Source organism: Sphaerochaeta sp. S2 (assembly GCF_016406725.1).
In the GTDB taxonomy this organism is placed as follows: Bacteria; Spirochaetota; Spirochaetia; order Sphaerochaetales; family Sphaerochaetaceae; genus Sphaerochaeta.
In genome coordinates this window covers 39,392-55,475 of the sequence record NZ_JAEKNT010000232.1, presented here as the reverse complement: position 1 = coordinate 55,475, position 16,084 = coordinate 39,392, and the positions used below count along the sequence as shown (strand labels likewise).

Genomic DNA, 16,084 nt, shown 5'->3' with positions numbered 1-16,084 from the left:
ATTCCTTCGGGTCTATCTCACCAAGCCCTTTGAACCTGGTCACCTCAGCATTTCTTATCTGGCTTGTGGCGTGGTTCCGTTCCTTCTCGCTGTAACAGTATACCGTCTGTGTCTTGTTCCGTACACGGAACAAGGGAGTCTCCAGGATGTAGAGACGACCGGAGAGCACCAAATCCTCAAAATAGGTCAGAAAATAGGTCATCAACAGGTTACGGATATGGAAGCCATCAGTATCAGCATCGGTTGCAATGATAACTTTTCCGTACCGTAGCCCTTCCAATCCGTTCTCTATACCAAGCGCCACCATCATATTGTAGAGCTCGGCGTTCTTGTATATTTCCGTTTTCTTCTTCCCAAACACGTTGACTATCTTTCCCCTGAGGCTGAATACCGCCTGGGTCATGACATCACGTGTCTTGGTAATCGTTCCGCTGGCACTATCTCCCTCGGTGAGGAAGATCATGGAGCTTTCACACTCCTCCTGATGTGCGCTGCTCTGCCCCAGGTGGTACTTGCAGTCCTTGAGTTTGGGAATATTCAGGCTGACCTTCTTGGCAGACTCCCTTGCACCCTTCTTTACCTCATTGAGCTCTTTGCGAAGTTTCTCGTTGTTGAGGATCTTCTGGTTGATTTTCTCCGCTTCAGTGGTGTTTTTCAACAGAAAGTCGACAATGGCGTCCTTTACTTCATTGACAATCCAGGTCCTGATTTCGGTATTGCTGAGTTTGTTTTTCGTCTGGGATTCAAATACCGGTTCCTTGATCTTGACAGCAATGGCTCCAACCACCCCTTCCCTTACATCCTGTGGTGCCCAGTTCTTCTTGAAGTACTCGTTTATACCTTTAAGAATACCTTCCTTGAAGGCACTCTGATGGGTTCCCCCATCGGTGGTATGTTGGCCATTCACATAGGAGAAGTAGTTCTCCCCGTAGGAGCCGGTTACATGGGTCAAGGAAAACTCAAGCTGCTTGCTCTGGTAGTGGATGATCGAGTAGAGATTTTCCGTACCCACCTCTTTATCCAGAAGGTCATACAGGCCATTGGATGATTTATAGGCACGATTATTGTAATTGATTGTAAGCCCTGTATTCAGATAGGCATAGCTCCAGATCCTGGAGATGACAAAATCCTCATTATAGGAGTACTCACCAAACAGTTCCGGGTCAGGGGTGAAGAGTACTTCAGTACCATCAGCTTCCTCTGACTTACCACTCTTTTCTTTGACCAGGACGCCTTTCTCAAAGATAGCCGTGCTGTATTTTCCTTCACGATAACTGGTGACCTGAAAATGTGAGGAGAGAGCATTCACTGCCTTGGTACCAACACCATTAAGGCCAACAGAGAACTGGAAGACATCATCACTATACTTTGCACCGGTATTGATGATTGAGACACAGTCGACCACTTTCCCAAGGGGGATGCCCCGCCCGAAGTCTCTCACCGACACCTCACTCTCTTTCAGGCGGATGACGATACGGCTGCCATAGCCCATGATGAACTCGTCGATACTGTTATCCACCACCTCCTTGAGAAGGATGTAGATACCATCATCGACATGGGTACCGTTTCCCAACCGCCCGATATACATACCGGGACGTTTTCGAATATGTTCCAACGCGCTAAGCGTAAGAATTTTCGATTCATCATATGTTGTCTTCGCCATGACTGTGCATTATAACAGAATTCTACAATGATGGCAAAATAGTCGAAAGAATAAATCTCTTGCAGGAAGACAGGTCAGTGCACTACCCTATGGATATGAACACCATACTCTTGGTTTACCTTGGCATCTCTTTTGCTCACCTCAGCTTCCGCTCGGTTGGATACCAATTTCTTGGAAATTTGACAAAAGTTCTGTTGATGCCAACCCTGATGCTATTTCTCATACAACAGGGGAACTATCCCCTGCTTCTCGCTGCACTTCTCTTTGCCACCATCGGGGATGCCTTGTTGAACAAGGGGCATCAAGGAAGCCATTTTATATGGGGTATGGCAAGTTTTGCAGTGTGCCATATCTTCTACGGCATCCACGTCCTATTGTTGGGTGTGGACTGGATTCTCGCAGCCATTGCTTTTTCAGGACTTATGATTCCCTACAGCCTGTTGTATCGCCTGATCGGGAAGCAGAAGGGTTCTGCCAAATACCTCGCATATGCAATGCTGCTCTTCATGCTAGCGTCCCTGTTGACCGGCTTTGCCTCGCTACTCTGCATCATGGGAATATTGCTGTTCATACTAAGCGATACCATGATCGGTATGGACAGTCTTGCAATGAAACACGTAAATGATACCAGTATAATGGGAAGTTACATCCTCGCCCAACTCTTTCTGGTTCTTGGATTCACCGCACTCTAGGAGAACACAATGAAACCTCATCACACGCACCAAACTCGCCAGCCCCTCCATAAGAAAAAGGAAGGACTGGCTGCTGGATCCCTGGTCTTTGTGGGAGACGGGCAACCCGAGGCGACCAGAATTCGCACTCACCTCTACTCATCTGGATCGTATGAGTTGACAGAAGGGTTTGTGCTACCGAAAGAGAACCAACGTTGCTGGGTGCAAATAAGTGGACTGTCCAATATCATGTCCATCGTCGAGGTTGCGAAGGCTTTTTCCCTTTCCTCCCTCAGCCTTGAGGATGTATTCTCCACCGATCAACGCCTGAAACTCGACAGCTATGAGCAGTATCTCGCCATCACGCTGAGAATTCTTCCAACGGAAACCACCGAAGACCAACAGCTCTCCCTCTTCCTGGGGAAGCATTGGGTGCTCTCCATCACAGAGTATGCAAGTGAGGTATTCCTCCCTGCCATACGTCAGTTGGAAGATCCGCAGACCAAGCTGCAAAGAGGAGACAGCAGCGTCCTCTTCCACACACTCATCGACCGGGTCGTTGACCAATACCTGGTGAGAGCTGATGAACTGGAGAATGAGACCGATGCGCTGGAACAGCTTGTGATTACCTCTCCGAGTTCCACCGATGCTCCTACCATACACAGGCATAAGGCAAAGATTCTCTCACTGAGGAGGATGACCAGCCCCCTGAAGGATATCCTCGCCACCATGATCAGAGTGGAACATCCCTTCCTGGATAAGAATACCAAGATATTGCTCACCGACATTCAAGACCATGCTCTATGGCTTGCTGAAGAGTGTGAGATGCTCAGGGAAACAGTCAGCAGTGTCATGGAAGTCTATCTCTCCAGCCTCGATACAAAAATGAACTCCATCATGAAAGTACTGACAATTATCAGCACCATATTCATCCCCCTGACCTTTCTGACCGGTCTCTATGGGATGAATTTCTCATACATGCCCCTCGCAACCTATAGATGGGGGTTCTACGGAATGTTGGTGTGTTGTATGCTGGTGGTCTTCGCCATGGCATACTATTTCTGGAGGAAACGCTGGTGGTAACATCCCCTCTCACCCACATATCCATAGAAACACTTACGCAGGTCTTCAATGAAGCCTTCAGCAACTATGAGGTTCCCATCCATATGAGCGAGGCACAACTGAAAGCACATCTCCATGCCCTGGGGTACTCCCCTGAAGACTCTATCGGTCTTTTTGATGGTAGCACTCTGGTGGGGTTCATCCTGGTCGCAATCAGGGGAACAAACGCATATGACGCCGGAACGGGTATCATTCCTTCCTATCAAGGAAATGGATATGCCCACCAATTGATCGATGCTACGCTTGCACATATCAAGCAACGTGGTTTCAACTCCTTCTTCCTGGAAGTTATCGATACAAATGAACGAGCAAAGAAATTGTATCTGAGTCACGGGTTTACCATCACCAGAAGCCTGCTTTGCTACCAAATCAAGAAAGAGATGCTGGAAGGTACGTCCTCTGTGCAGTTGCAGAAACAGGAGAACATCAGTATCCCTTCTGGAGACTGTAATCCCAGCTGGCAGAACAGCGATGCATGTATCAGCCGTGGGGGATTTACCGCCTATGACATTGTGCATGACTCAGTCAAACGCGGGGTTATTTGCTTCAACCCCGCTAAAGGTTCAATAGCCCAAATCTATATAGAACCACAATACAGAAGGCAGGGATTCGCCAAGCAGGCCATCATTTCATCAAAAACCTGTACAGAAACCCCAACACTGGGAATATTGAATGTCTCCAGCGATTGTGAAGGAATAAATGGTGTATTGACCCACATGGGATTCTCCCTTCTCCTTACCCAGAGCGAGATGGTCTACACCCTATAAAAAAAGGTATTTGGCTCGGGAAACCTTTTTCCTTCCCACCTGGTCTATTCCACTTGTCTGGTGGGTGAAACTGTTGCTATACTGATTTCATTATGGAAGACCCGTTACCTAGTATGGGGTGCTCAATTGAACACCCGTTTTGTTTGTCAGTGGCTGGGAGGTGTACATGCACGTACAACTAACCGCCATCATCATCCTGTTAATCCTCTCTGGAGTCTTTTCTGCCACAGAGACGGCATTTACCTCACTCTCTTTTGTGCAACTTAAAATTCTGGACAACCGCAAGAAACGTGCGGCTAAATTGGTGTATAAACTTAGCCAGAAGCCTGAAGAGCTCATCACGACCGTTCTGGTGGGAAACAATGTAGTGAATATCACGGTATCGTCCTTGGTCACCACGTTCTCCATCGAGTTCTTTTCCAGTCAGCCAGTTGGGTATGCTACCGGCTTACTTACCCTGGTTATCCTCATTTTCGGAGAGATCACGCCAAAGCAATTGGCACTCACCCATAACATGAAAATTGCTGTTTTCATGGCATATCCTTTGCGTTTCCTCGAAATAGTGCTGTTTCCTGTGGTCTGGTTGCTTAGGCATTTCTCTGCGATTATCACCAGGTTCTTTGCCTCCCACGCTGAACCGACCATCACCACCGAAGGGGTGATGCATATGGTCGACGCAGCCGAGGATGTCGGTCTGGTGGATCGCTATGAATCGGATCTCATGCAAAGGGCAATCCATTTCAGTGAAACCCAGGTAAGAACCATCATGACCCATAGGACCAATGTATTTTGCATCAGTGACGAGCTCACCATTCGTGATGCATTCCCTTCCATTGTAAAAGCGGGATTCAGTCGTATCCCTGTTTTTCATGGGAGCCCGGAGAACATCATCGGTATTGTACTGGTTCGTGACATTCTTCGCACTCAGCTGAAAAAACAGATGGGACGCCCGATCTCTTCCATTATCCGAGAACCAATTTTTGTCCCAGAACAAATGCATCTTGATGATGTCTTTTTCCGCTTCAAGAAAGCCAAGCTCCAGCAAGCGATCGTTCTGGATGAGTATGGTGGATTCAGCGGTGTGGTCACCATGGAGGATGTAGCCGAGCAACTGTTTGGGGAGCTCTATGATGAGCATGAACGGAGGTATCCTGACCGTATCGTGGAGAGGGAGAAAAACCCGGGCACATTCCTTGTTATGGCAGATACACCGTTTCAGCAACTCGTCGATGAACTGGACCTCGATACCGATGCATGCAAGCAGAAAACCAGTACGGTTGCTGCATACCTTCTTGACCTGATCGGGAACATACCTGATCAGGGGGATGTGGTACAGTCACAGCTCGGTACCTTCAGAATCATCTCCATGAAGGGAAACAGGATGGAAGCAGTGGAATTTTCTCCCACTGTGGATGATGGAACCCTCTGAGAAATGCTTTCATGCGTTGACTGAACAGCACTCCAAAGGTATGATTGCTCCCATGAGCAAATATCCCTTCAGTGAAATTGAGACAAAATGGCAAAAATACTGGGAAGACAACCAGAGTTTTGCCGTAACCGAGGACGAGAGCGTACCAGCTGATAAGCGTGTGTACGTTTTGGACATGTTCCCCTACCCATCCGGGGCAGGGTTGCACGTGGGACACCCAGAAGGGTACACCGCAACCGACATCTATTGCCGTTACCTACGCATGAACGGCTACAACGTCCTGCATCCGATGGGATTCGACTCATTCGGGCTACCTGCTGAGAACTACGCGATAAAGACAGGCACCCATCCCAAGGTAACCACAGAGAAGAACATCGAGAACTTCCGAAAACAGATCAAACGTCTGGGTTTCAGCTATGACTGGAACCGGGAAGTCTCTACCCATACAAGTGAATACTACCGCTGGACACAGTGGATTTTCCTCCAGCTCTATAAACAAGGACTGGCCTATGAGTCACACACCCCGATCAACTGGTGTGACAACTGCAAGACCGGCTTGGCTAATGAAGAGGTGAAGGACGGAAAGTGTGAACGTTGCGGAACTACGGTTGTACGGAAAAGCATCCGCCAGTGGGTCCTCAAGATTACTGAATATGCAGACAAGCTGCTCGCTGACCTGGACAGTGTAAACTGGCCTGAATCAGTGAAGCTCATGCAGCAAAACTGGATAGGAAGAAGTGAGGGAGCCTCAGTCGTCTTCCAGATTGATGGGATGGATGACAGCCTTGAGGTATATACCACCCGCCCTGACACCCTCTTTGGAGCCACCTACATGGTTGTTGCTCCAGAACACCCCTTGGTAGGCAAACTTACCGGAGGGGATCAGAAGGCTGCTGTTGAGGAGTACCTTGAGGCGACTGCCAAAAAGAGTGATCTCGAGCGTACCGACCTGGCAAAAGACAAGACCGGTGTTTTCAGTGGCAGTTATGCGATCAACCCAGTGAACGGAAAGAAAATCCCCATCTGGATTGCTGACTATGTATTGATCAGCTACGGCACTGGAGCCATCATGGCGGTTCCCGCCCACGATACCCGTGACTGGGAGTTTGCAAAGAAATTCAATCTCCCGATCATTGAAGTACTCAAGAGTGATGTCGATGTTCAGGAAGAAGCATGGACTGAGGATGGAATCCACGTAAACAGTGACTTCCTCGATGGCCTCAACAAAGAAGACGCCATCAACACCATGATTGCCTGGCTGGAAGAGAGGAAAGTGGGTACCAAGTCCGTAAACTACAAGTTACGTGACTGGATCTTCAGTCGTCAGCGGTACTGGGGAGAACCAATTCCCTTGGTACACTGCCCAACTTGCGGAACGGTCCCCATTCCAGAAGATCAGCTACCACTGCTGCTGCCCGAGGTGTCCAGCTATGAACCAAGCGGTACTGGTGAAAGCCCACTTGCCAAAATTGACAGTTGGGTACATACCACCTGTCCTGTTTGTGGCGGAGCAGCAAAACGAGAAACCAATACCATGCCCCAGTGGGCAGGTTCCTGCTGGTATTACTTGCGCTATCTTGATCCAAACAATGAAACAGAGTTTGTGAGCAAGGAAAAGGAACAGTATTGGATGCCGGTTGATCTCTATGTCGGTGGAGCAGAGCATGCTGTACTGCACCTGCTCTATGCCCGTTTCTGGCACAAGGTACTCTTTGACCTGGAATTGGTTTCCACCAGTGAGCCCTTCAAACGGCTGGTCAACCAGGGAATGATTACCAGCTACGCGTATCAGAGACCGGACAAGAGCCTTGTCCCAACCGATATGGTGGAAGAAGTCGAGACCGACGTCTTTGTCGAGAAGGAGACTGGGCAGAAGCTCGAGCGGGTCATTGCCAAGATGTCCAAGAGCCTCAAGAACGTTATCAACCCTGATGAGATCATCCAGGAATATGGAGCCGACTCCATGCGAATGTATGAGATGTTCATGGGCCCCCTTGAGGTCTCAAAACCATGGGCAACCACAGGTCTGAACGGTATCTACCGATTCCTGGACAGGGTTTGGAGACTCTATGAGGAAAGACCCATCACCGATGATGAGCCCTCCAAGGAATTGAACAAGACCCTGCATAAGACCATCAAGAAAGTAACCCACGATACGGCAACATTGAACTTCAATACGGCCATCAGCCAGATGATGGTGTTGGTAAACGAGCTGTACAAGGTTGATGAGTTCCCCAGTGTAGTAGCAGAGACCTTGGTAAAACTCCTTGGCCCATATGTCCCGCACATTGCTGAGGAACTCTGGGAGAAGCTCGGCAACAAGGAGAGTCTCACCAAAGTGACTTGGCCTACCTTTGAGGAGAACCTGACCATCGATGATGAGATTGAGATGGTGTTCCAGGTCAACGGAAAGGTTCGAGACAAACAGACTGTTTCCAAAGGCATGGACAAGGCTTCAGCACTTGCAATGGCCAAAGAGAGCGAGAAGATCCAGCAGTGGATTGAAGGAAAGACCATCGTCAAGGAGATTGTGGTCCCAGATAAGTTGGTGAATATTGTAGTTCGCTAGTATTATATAGAGTCCAACACATGCAACAAGCGGGATTGCTCAATGCAACCCCGCTTGTTGTTTTATGCTAAAAATACTCCGTTTTGAAAAGAACTACATAGCCCTAGCCTGTGATTTTTTCACTATATAACCCAACGTGGTAATCGCTTGCTCTATCTTTTCCAGGGCAATAGTCTTCTCATCAAAGGATAATTTTACCTTACTCGAGTTAAATAGTACCTGAACACTCTCTTTCTGGACACCCTGTAAGTTTTTGGTAGCGTTTTCAATTTTCAACAAACAGGAAGGACAGGTTAATGTTTCCAACTGGATTGTAGCTTTTTTCATAGAATGAACTCCTTTCTTTGTTCTTATATATTAAGCATATACCTGTATACATGCTTTGTAATTGATTCAAATCAATTTTCAACGTGCTCTTCGTAATCGGTACCGAAGTAGCCTCATCCCGTTAAGGATTACAACCAAGATGCTCGCTTCGTGGACCAGCATACCAATTGACATGTTCATCCACTCACTAAAGAACACACTTGCCAATAGGACCAGCACCACACCTACAGCAATAGCAATATTCTGTCTCATATTCGCAAGAATAGCTTTACTCAATCCCAAAGCAAGAGGCAGTCGGCTTAAATCGGAACTCATCAGGACGACATCAGAAGTTTCAATAGCAACATCCGTACCACTACCCATCGCAATCCCAATCTGGGCCAAGGCGAGGGAGGGACTATCGTTCACTCCATCCCCTACAAATGCAATAATTCGTCCTTCTTCCTGTAGTTTCTTGATATAGGCAGCCTTGTCCTCGGGAAGCATATGCCCATAGGCTTCAGTCAAGCCAAGCTGTCGAGCAACCAAGTCCACCGTTCCTTGATTATCCCCTGAAAGAACCACGAGATGCTTTACCCCTAGTTTCTTCAGTCTTTGTAGATGGCTCTTCACATTTGGACGTACTTGGTCACGAATACCGAACAAGGCTTTTACTTCCCCATCAAAAGCAATGAGTACAAGAGAATTCCCCTGTTTCTCGAGCCGTACAATATCCTTCTGAACTTGATCGGATATCGCTACCTGCTCTTCTTCCATCAGCGTAACATTCCCGACCACTACTCTCTTTCCTTCCACCATGGCGACAATTCCACCACCCGGAGCAACATCAGTTTTTCCAACCGTATAGGTATCGATGTTTCCAAGTTTTTCAACTATCGCATTTGCCAAAGGATGGTCAGATTCTAGTTCCACGCTGACAAGGTATGCTGCAGTTTTCTCTTTCTCAGTAGTATAATATACGGTATCTGCAACACTCGGATTCCCCATGGTCAATGTTCCGGTCTTGTCAAAGACAATGGTGTCAACCTTGCTGAAATCATGGATAACCTCACTACCCTTTAGAAGGACCCCATGGCGTGCACCGTTACCGATACCTGCGACATTCGAGACAGGAACCCCGATCACCAAGGCACCAGGACAACCAAGGACCAGAATAGTGATGGCAAGTTCCAGATTACGCGATACCAGCCACACAAGCAGGGATAGAATCAGGACAAGCGGTGTGTAGTACAGGGAGAATCTATCGATAAATCGCTGGGTCTCGGATTTTGAATCCTGTGCCTCCTCGACCAATTCAATGATTCTTCCGAAGGTGGTATCTTCACCAACACGTTCAGCAACAATCTGGATGGTTCCATTTTCTAGGATAGTACCAGCAAATACATGGGAGTTCTTCTGCTTGCCGACAGGTACAGCCTCACCGGTAATGCTCGCTTCATTGATATATCCATCCCCAGACTGGACCAAGCCATCCACAGGTACTTTCGCTCCTGTCTTTACCAACAGGATATCACCTACTGCCACCTCATCAATCGCAACCTCTCCAAACGTGCCGTCTTCCTGTTGTTTCCAAGCACTCTCAGGTGCCATTTCCGTCAATTCCTTGATTGCAGAACGGGTTTTCTGTAAGGTTCTTTGCTCAAGGAAGGCGCCAAAAAGAAAAAGAAACGTAACGATTGCCGACTCTTCAAAGTTCCTAATAACGAAAGCTCCTGCTACCGCAATTGTTACCAGTACATCGATACTGACGACCTTCACCCTGAGTGCTTGATATGCCTGGATGGCTATCGGAGCAACACCCAACACAGAAGCCAAGGCAAGAGACCACATTGCCAGCCGCTCATTGTGAAACCCTAGTGCACTGGTAAACCCAAGGATGATCAGCAGGGCACTGACTGCTGCAATAGTGTTTTTTCTGGCGAGAATATATTTCTGCATTTGTTGCTCCTTTCCTCTGGTCACTTGATCCGGTGATAGGCTTCATCGAGTTCTGACAACATCTGATACACTGCCTCATAGCTTTCACAAACATCTTCAGGGATTCTATAATTCTGAGTGAGGCTTCTTAGTTGAGAAAAGCATTCCTGCAATCCAGTACTCCCTGCATCTGGTTGATCCAGCTCTTTGTCCATGTTCTCAAATATCCTGCGAACTTCATGGAATTCAGGATGGTTTGGCCCATGAATCCTATCTACAATAGGAATATATTGTTTCAGAATATTGAGATATTCTCTCTTCAATTGGGTAAATGATGTATTGTTTGTCATCGTAAAATCTCCTTCATTACTTCTGCTTACATGAGTAACCTACCAAGGAATGAAAGAATGATAATTGATTAGAATCAACTTTGATTGAATTCGTAGATATAGCACACCTATGTGGAGGTATTACCCTCTTGTGTACATAATTGGCTCCAGGGGAATAGGTGAGAATAGTGTTGTACTGTTTCGTTTTAGCAGTAACTCTTGTAGTTACAACTCAACGGAGAGATCGAGAATAATGGTGCTTGTTAGATGCATTTCCTCTTCCCGCAAGGAACGAGAGAGCAAGGCTTTTAACGAACAGAGCCGGTAGGTCCTTCTCTGTTGATTACTTGCCTCGTATTCGGCACAAAAACCACCATTTAATTGCCTGCCATCTTCTCTGACCATCTGATACAGCACTGAATTAGTACCATCAGTGAGAGGGGAGTAGGTTATTGAGACGCTTCCCCTTCCACGGTGTTTTGCCTGAACGTACAATTCGGCGATAGGCACTTCCTGTTGGGACCTACGTTCACTGCCCTGCACCAGAACAAATTTTACATCTGAGGGAAATGGGTCCTGCAATGAAATTGCTGCAATGAGAGGATGAGATAACACCAAACAAGCTATGAAAAAAATGCCAATGCGAATTGCTTGGCTATTCTTTGAAAGATTAGGGTATTGTTTCCTCTGTCTCATAGCATACCTATCCAGAAAACCTATGTCAGTAGCAACGAGTATAAATGACATGTTCAGTACTATTAGACATGCCTAAAATCCATCTATATCAATCCTATAGAATAGATTAGAGCACGTTTATCTTATGACATACTATTCTTATCCGAGGACTTTTGCAAGGCCGCCTTTGCTTGTTTCTCGATAGAGGGAAGGAAGTGCTTGTCCAGTTTCCATCATCACCTCGATGACACTGTCGAAAGAGACTTTATGGCGCCCATCACCAAGAAGGGCATAGGTGCAGTGGTCTATGGAACGCATGGTGGCAAGAGCATTTCGTTCAATGCATGGAATCTGTACAAGACCACGCATTGGGTCACAGGTAAGACCAAGATGATGCTCCAGGCCCATCTCTGCAGCATACTCTATCTGGAAGATGGAGCCACCAAGAAGTTGTGTAGCAGCAGCTCCTGCCATTGCACAAGCAACCCCTATCTCTCCTTGGCAACCAACCTCCGCCCCACTGATCGATCCATTGGTCTTTACCACATTGCCGATGATCCCAGCGGTAAGAAGCGCACGCAATATACGTATCTTGGGGAACTTGTATTGTTTAGCCAGGTAGTACAAAACCCCAGGGAGAACCCCACAACTTCCACAGGTTGGGGCTGTGACAATCTTCCCCCCACCAGCATTCTCCTCACTGACTGCAAGAGCGTAGCTGATGGCAAATGCAGGATTTCCCATTGCAGCGGTGAACTCACCAGCTTTGGAGTTGAATTGGCTTGCCTTCCTTGGAAGCTTCAATCCCCCAGGAAGTACTCCCTCTGCATTCACCCCACGCTCAATTGCATCACACATCACACTCCAGATTTCATCCATGTAGGTAAGAATGTCCGAATCCTCAAACTGGAGAGCAAACTCCCATATCTGCATCCCTTCTTCCCCGCAGTAGTCAAGAATCTGGCGCATTCTGGAATATGCCTTGGGATATACTTCTGCAGCCTGGTCAGCATCTTCGCCTTCCAGAACAATTTTTCCACCTCCCACACTGTAGTAGGTGTTCTCATAGATGGCTTCACCTGTATCGGAAAGAGAGCGGATCGTAAGTGCATTGGGGTGGAAAGGTTTCTCAATTTCTGGGTACCAGACAATCTCAACATCTTTTCCCGCGGAGGAAAATACCTCTCGCAAGGCTTTATCGGTCAAGTGTCCCTTCCCGGTAGCAGCCAAACTTCCGTACAAATCAGCCTCAAACCGCTGACAGTCAGCATGAAGGGAGAGGAAGTGTTGTGCTGCAGAGCGCGGGCCCATGGTATGGCTACTCGAGGGGCCATACCCAATTCTGTAGAGTTCACGCAAGGATTCCATGTACAAACTCTACCGGTTTATAGTAAAAATGGGAAGCTCTTTTACCAAGGCGGCGCATTTGAAAGACTACTCAGGTACTCACCCTTTTTAAGATCAACATAAAGGGAGAGACAAAGGGAACTTTCCCGATTGAGAAAACGTTGCAACCCACCCTCCAGTTCCAAGGAAATAGCCTCTCCCCATCTATTCCAAAAAGGTTCTTGGTTAAGCCGCTCGGGAACCCAATAACCGGATGGTATATCAGATACAACCACTTCCAGTTTCTCATAGTGGCTCAAATTGGAAGGAATACCCTCCCCGTTGAGCAGGGAAACCACTAGAGCGTTCCCGTCAAGAAGGGTTGCATCCCCCACCTCATCGGCAAGATAAGTGGCATTGATATGCTCCACTGCCTCAGGATTGAACTGATAGGAATCAAGAAGAAGCTTTGCAAGCTCTCCTTGTTCCTGGGTAAGCGTTACAGAATCGTCTGCCCCCGGATGATAAAAGCCACCATAGGGATATAGGTAGGAGAGTGGATACGCACAGAGGACGGTCAGAGAATCCCTCGGAACGGTAAGCGTGGCACTTTTCTGCCCTTCTGTAAGATGCATGGAACTGCGATCACCCTCTCCATTTGTATACACCAAGGTATGCCAAAGCGGACGATGGGAGGCTTCCCCCCACGGATGGGATTCCTGCAATGTGACCGTTATACGTTGTTCGTGTAAAACATTTGCCTCACATCCAATACAGAGTATGAGAAGGAGGCAACAAAATACTACTCTCACACCTTATAAGCATTACAAGAAGCCTTCTTGCTTCAGCTGTCTTCGGTACCGCTCTCTCCAAGAGGCGAAGAGGAGTTTTACCCCCTCACTCGTATAATCTGCATAGGTCCAGGGAAAACTTTTAAACTGCTTGTTTGCATACATCAGGGTAAGTTCAGCATAGATGCCTTCAGATAATGGAATACGATGGGCACGATTTTTGGTAGTGGCAAGAACGAGATTGGCCTGACTCAGTAATCCGGGGTCCAGATTCACTCTCCTCCCACCATTCTGGGTAAATTCCGCCTCCAAGGCATTGGTCTCTCGTTTAATTGAAGATAGCCGGGACGGATCGATGAGATGGGCAAAGCTCAGATAAAACCGCAAGGGTTTTCCTCCCATCTCATCGTCATAGTAATCGGTATACGTAAAGAAACTGGGCTCTGTACTATCCAAGATAGGCCCATACCGCTCAATAAGGCGCTCCTTCACGAGAGAAATCATCTCCTGCTGTGAAACCAACACCCCCATCACCAGCCGATGGGGCAGGAAACCCTGCTCCCTACCCATGTCAGAGTGTACTGGAATAGGTCCCCAGGACCCGAATCGAGTGGCAAATACCACCAAGCTCTTCAAGTGCAACCTTGAATGCACCTTCCTCTCCAAGCTCCGTCTCCACAAAGAAGGAGTACTCCCATGGCTTTCCAGGAATAGGACGGCTTTCCAGTTTCTTCATATTCAAACCATGTTTGGTAAGGACCAAGAGGGCTTGGAAGAGGGACCCTGGGCGATCGGGTACAGTGAACCGCAAGGAAGCACGATTGACCTGGCTGGCAGACCGAAACACACTGCTTCGCTCTTCACGGCAGATAATGTAGAAGCGTGTATAGTTGCTGGAGTTGCTTTCGATAGCCTCTTCAAGGACTTCAAGTCCATGTGCCTTTGCCGCAGGAAGGCCTGCAATGGCTGCTTTATGAATGTCACCACACTCTTTTACATAGGCGACTGCACCAGCGGTGTCGAAGAAGGGAATTGCCTTGGCGTGTGCCATCTCCTTTGCAAGGTAGTCAGTACACTGGGCAAGCCCCTGTGGGTGTGAGTAGATCTCCTTGATGTCCTCCTTCTTGGCCCCATGGAGTGCAATAAGGTTGTGGATTATCCTGATCTGCTGCTCTCCCACAACCTCGATACCTGGATGTCTATCCAGAAGGTCCAGATTTTCGTACAGCGTACCTCCCAGGGTATTCTCCATGGGAATCATGCCATAGGAAGCTTTACCTTCCATGACTGCCTCAAAGACATCTGCAAAACCTGTACAAGGAAGAACCTTGGTACTTTCATCGAAGGCTCGCTGGATTGCAAGTTCGCTGTAAGCCCCTCTCTCTCCTTGGAAGGCAACCACCAACTGGTCCTTCTCCAGAACCTGCTCCTTTGCATCAGAGACAGTAATGGAGGCAAGACGGGGAATTCGTTCCAAGGACTTTCCCACCACTGAACTCAGTGCCTGGATGTCACGCATCAACTTCTCAAATTGGGACGGATAGAGGGATTGTGGACCATCACTGAAGGCTTTCTCAGGATGGTTGTGTACTTCAACGATCAAACCAGAGGCTCCACTGGCAACCAACGCCAGACTCATCGGGGAAACCATGTCCCTTACCCCTGTTGCATGGCTTGGATCGCCAATGACCGGCAAGTGGGTCATCTTCTGCACCATGGGAATTGCTGAGATATCGAGGGTATTCCTTGTAGCCCGTTCATAGGTACGAATTCCTCGTTCGCATAGAACCACCTGGTCGGTACCACTGCTCATCAGGTATTCGGCGGCCATCAGCCACTCCTCAATGGTGGCGCAAAGGCCTCGCTTCAGGAGAACCGGCATACCGGTCTTGCCTACAGCCTTGAGGAGTTCAAAATTCTGCATATTTCTTGCCCCGATCTGGAACATGTCAATGTACTTTGCCATCATGGGTGCATCAGAAGGGTTCACAATTTCACTGGTTATCGGCATACCGAACGTCTCACCAGCTTCCTTGAGGTACTGCAGCCCCTCTTCTCCCAAACCCTGGAAGGCATAGGGGCTGGTTCTTGGCTTGAATGCGCCTCCCCTGAGAATGACAGCACCCGCTTCTCGTACTGACTCAGCAATGCTCATGATCTGTTCACGTGACTCTATTGCACAGGGTCCGGCAAAAATAGCAATACGGTTTCCACCAATCTTCACTTTACCTACGGACACAATGGTGTCCTCTTTCTTCAGCTCTCGTGAAGCAAGTTTATAGGGTTTGCTGATGGGTACCACACTGGCCACTCCCTCAAGCATCTCCACTTCCCTGATATCAACAGTACTCTGGCCCACCGCACCAAAAACAGTTTCTTCCTGTCCAATGATTTCTTTGACGGTGTAGCCCTTTTCAACAAGGAAGGATCTGATCGCTTCCTTCTGTGTGTCACCAATGTTCTTTTGCAGTACGATTATCATGAAAATACGCTAGAGT

Annotated in this window: 14 protein-coding genes; 5 read left to right on the top strand and 9 right to left on the bottom strand. The window is 47.9% G+C overall.

Annotated elements, in window-relative coordinates; genetic code table 11:
• Window positions 1–1,663 (bottom strand): toprim domain-containing protein (locus JF818_RS06595; protein ID WP_198891235.1); only part of this gene is annotated, 1,663 nt, incomplete at its 3' end.
• A 95-nt stretch (window positions 1,664–1,758) separates the two neighbouring features.
• On the opposite strand from JF818_RS06595, the gene JF818_RS06590 reads away from it, so the two are divergent.
• From JF818_RS06590 to leuS, 5 genes are all read left to right on the top strand, one after another.
• Complete coding sequence (locus JF818_RS06590) at window positions 1,759–2,355, top strand: lysoplasmalogenase family protein (protein ID WP_198891234.1); 597 nt, start codon at window positions 1,759–1,761, stop codon at window positions 2,353–2,355.
• A 9-nt stretch (window positions 2,356–2,364) separates the two neighbouring features.
• Complete coding sequence (corA, locus tag JF818_RS06585) at window positions 2,365–3,417, top strand: magnesium/cobalt transporter CorA (RefSeq protein ID WP_198891233.1); 1,053 nt, start codon at window positions 2,365–2,367, stop codon at window positions 3,415–3,417.
• Window positions 3,411–4,223: a GNAT family N-acetyltransferase gene (locus JF818_RS06580; RefSeq protein WP_198891232.1), complete on the top strand. Its 813-nt coding sequence runs from the start codon at window positions 3,411–3,413 to the stop codon at window positions 4,221–4,223. Before corA ends, JF818_RS06580 begins: the two co-directional genes overlap by 7 nt.
• A gap of 166 nt (window positions 4,224–4,389) precedes the next feature.
• Entirely contained in the window at window positions 4,390–5,652 is a 1,263-nt protein-coding gene (locus JF818_RS06575) for a hemolysin family protein (protein WP_198891231.1), read from the top strand.
• Between the two features lie 52 nt (window positions 5,653–5,704).
• Entirely contained in the window at window positions 5,705–8,221 is a 2,517-nt protein-coding gene (gene leuS / locus JF818_RS06570) for a leucine--tRNA ligase (protein ID WP_233066553.1), read from the top strand.
• A gap of 93 nt (window positions 8,222–8,314) precedes the next feature.
• Here the strand turns inward: leuS and JF818_RS06565 are convergent, their stop codons facing one another.
• The 8 genes from JF818_RS06565 to aroF all read right to left on the bottom strand — a co-directional run bounded on the left by JF818_RS06565 (window position 8,315) and on the right by aroF (window position 16,068).
• On the bottom strand, window positions 8,315–8,548 hold the full coding sequence (locus JF818_RS06565; protein ID WP_198891230.1) for a heavy-metal-associated domain-containing protein: 234 nt from the start codon (window positions 8,546–8,548) through the stop codon (window positions 8,315–8,317).
• Between the two features lie 78 nt (window positions 8,549–8,626).
• On the bottom strand, window positions 8,627–10,486 hold the full coding sequence (locus tag JF818_RS06560) for a heavy metal translocating P-type ATPase (protein WP_198891229.1): 1,860 nt from the start codon (window positions 10,484–10,486) through the stop codon (window positions 8,627–8,629).
• Between the two features lie 20 nt (window positions 10,487–10,506).
• Window positions 10,507–10,815, bottom strand: a complete 309-nt coding sequence (locus JF818_RS06555) for a hypothetical protein (protein ID WP_198891228.1) — start codon at window positions 10,813–10,815, stop codon at window positions 10,507–10,509.
• A 204-nt stretch (window positions 10,816–11,019) separates the two neighbouring features.
• Window positions 11,020–11,490, bottom strand: coding sequence for a hypothetical protein (locus tag JF818_RS06550; RefSeq protein WP_198891227.1), 471 nt, complete (start codon window positions 11,488–11,490; stop codon window positions 11,020–11,022).
• A gap of 138 nt (window positions 11,491–11,628) precedes the next feature.
• The gene (locus JF818_RS06545) at window positions 11,629–12,837 is read right to left on the bottom strand and encodes an L-serine ammonia-lyase (RefSeq protein ID WP_198891226.1); all 1,209 of its coding nucleotides are present in this window, start codon (window positions 12,835–12,837) and stop codon (window positions 11,629–11,631) included.
• Between the two features lie 41 nt (window positions 12,838–12,878).
• Window positions 12,879–13,607, bottom strand: coding sequence for a hypothetical protein (locus tag JF818_RS06540; RefSeq protein WP_198891225.1), 729 nt, complete (start codon window positions 13,605–13,607; stop codon window positions 12,879–12,881).
• A 12-nt stretch (window positions 13,608–13,619) separates the two neighbouring features.
• Window positions 13,620–14,156, bottom strand: coding sequence for a DUF4416 family protein (locus JF818_RS06535; RefSeq protein ID WP_198891224.1), 537 nt, complete (start codon window positions 14,154–14,156; stop codon window positions 13,620–13,622).
• Window position 14,157: 1 nt separating this feature from the next.
• Window positions 14,158–16,068, bottom strand: coding sequence for a 3-deoxy-7-phosphoheptulonate synthase (gene aroF / locus JF818_RS06530; protein WP_198891223.1), 1,911 nt, complete (start codon window positions 16,066–16,068; stop codon window positions 14,158–14,160).
• Between the last annotated feature and the right edge of the window lie 16 nt (window positions 16,069–16,084).

Excerpts from the sequence above, each read along its gene's own strand:
- JF818_RS06590 (WP_198891234.1), top strand. The coding sequence starts at position 1,759 with ATGAACACCATACTCTTGGTTTACCTTGGCATCTCTTTTGCTCACCTC.
- corA (WP_198891233.1), top strand. The coding sequence starts at position 2,365 with ATGAAACCTCATCACACGCACCAAACTCGCCAGCCCCTCCATAAGAAA.
- JF818_RS06575 (WP_198891231.1), top strand. The coding sequence starts at position 4,390 with ATGCACGTACAACTAACCGCCATCATCATCCTGTTAATCCTCTCTGGA.
- leuS (WP_233066553.1), top strand. The coding sequence starts at position 5,705 with ATGAGCAAATATCCCTTCAGTGAAATTGAGACAAAATGGCAAAAATAC.
- JF818_RS06565 (WP_198891230.1), bottom strand. The coding sequence starts at position 8,548 with ATGAAAAAAGCTACAATCCAGTTGGAAACATTAACCTGTCCTTCCTGT.
- JF818_RS06560 (WP_198891229.1), bottom strand. The coding sequence starts at position 10,486 with ATGCAGAAATATATTCTCGCCAGAAAAAACACTATTGCAGCAGTCAGT.
- JF818_RS06555 (WP_198891228.1), bottom strand. The coding sequence starts at position 10,815 with ATGACAAACAATACATCATTTACCCAATTGAAGAGAGAATATCTCAAT.
- JF818_RS06550 (WP_198891227.1), bottom strand. The coding sequence starts at position 11,490 with ATGAGACAGAGGAAACAATACCCTAATCTTTCAAAGAATAGCCAAGCA.
- JF818_RS06545 (WP_198891226.1), bottom strand. The coding sequence starts at position 12,837 with ATGGAATCCTTGCGTGAACTCTACAGAATTGGGTATGGCCCCTCGAGT.
- JF818_RS06535 (WP_198891224.1), bottom strand. The coding sequence starts at position 14,156 with ATGGGTAGGGAGCAGGGTTTCCTGCCCCATCGGCTGGTGATGGGGGTG.
- aroF (WP_198891223.1), bottom strand. The coding sequence starts at position 16,068 with ATGATAATCGTACTGCAAAAGAACATTGGTGACACACAGAAGGAAGCG.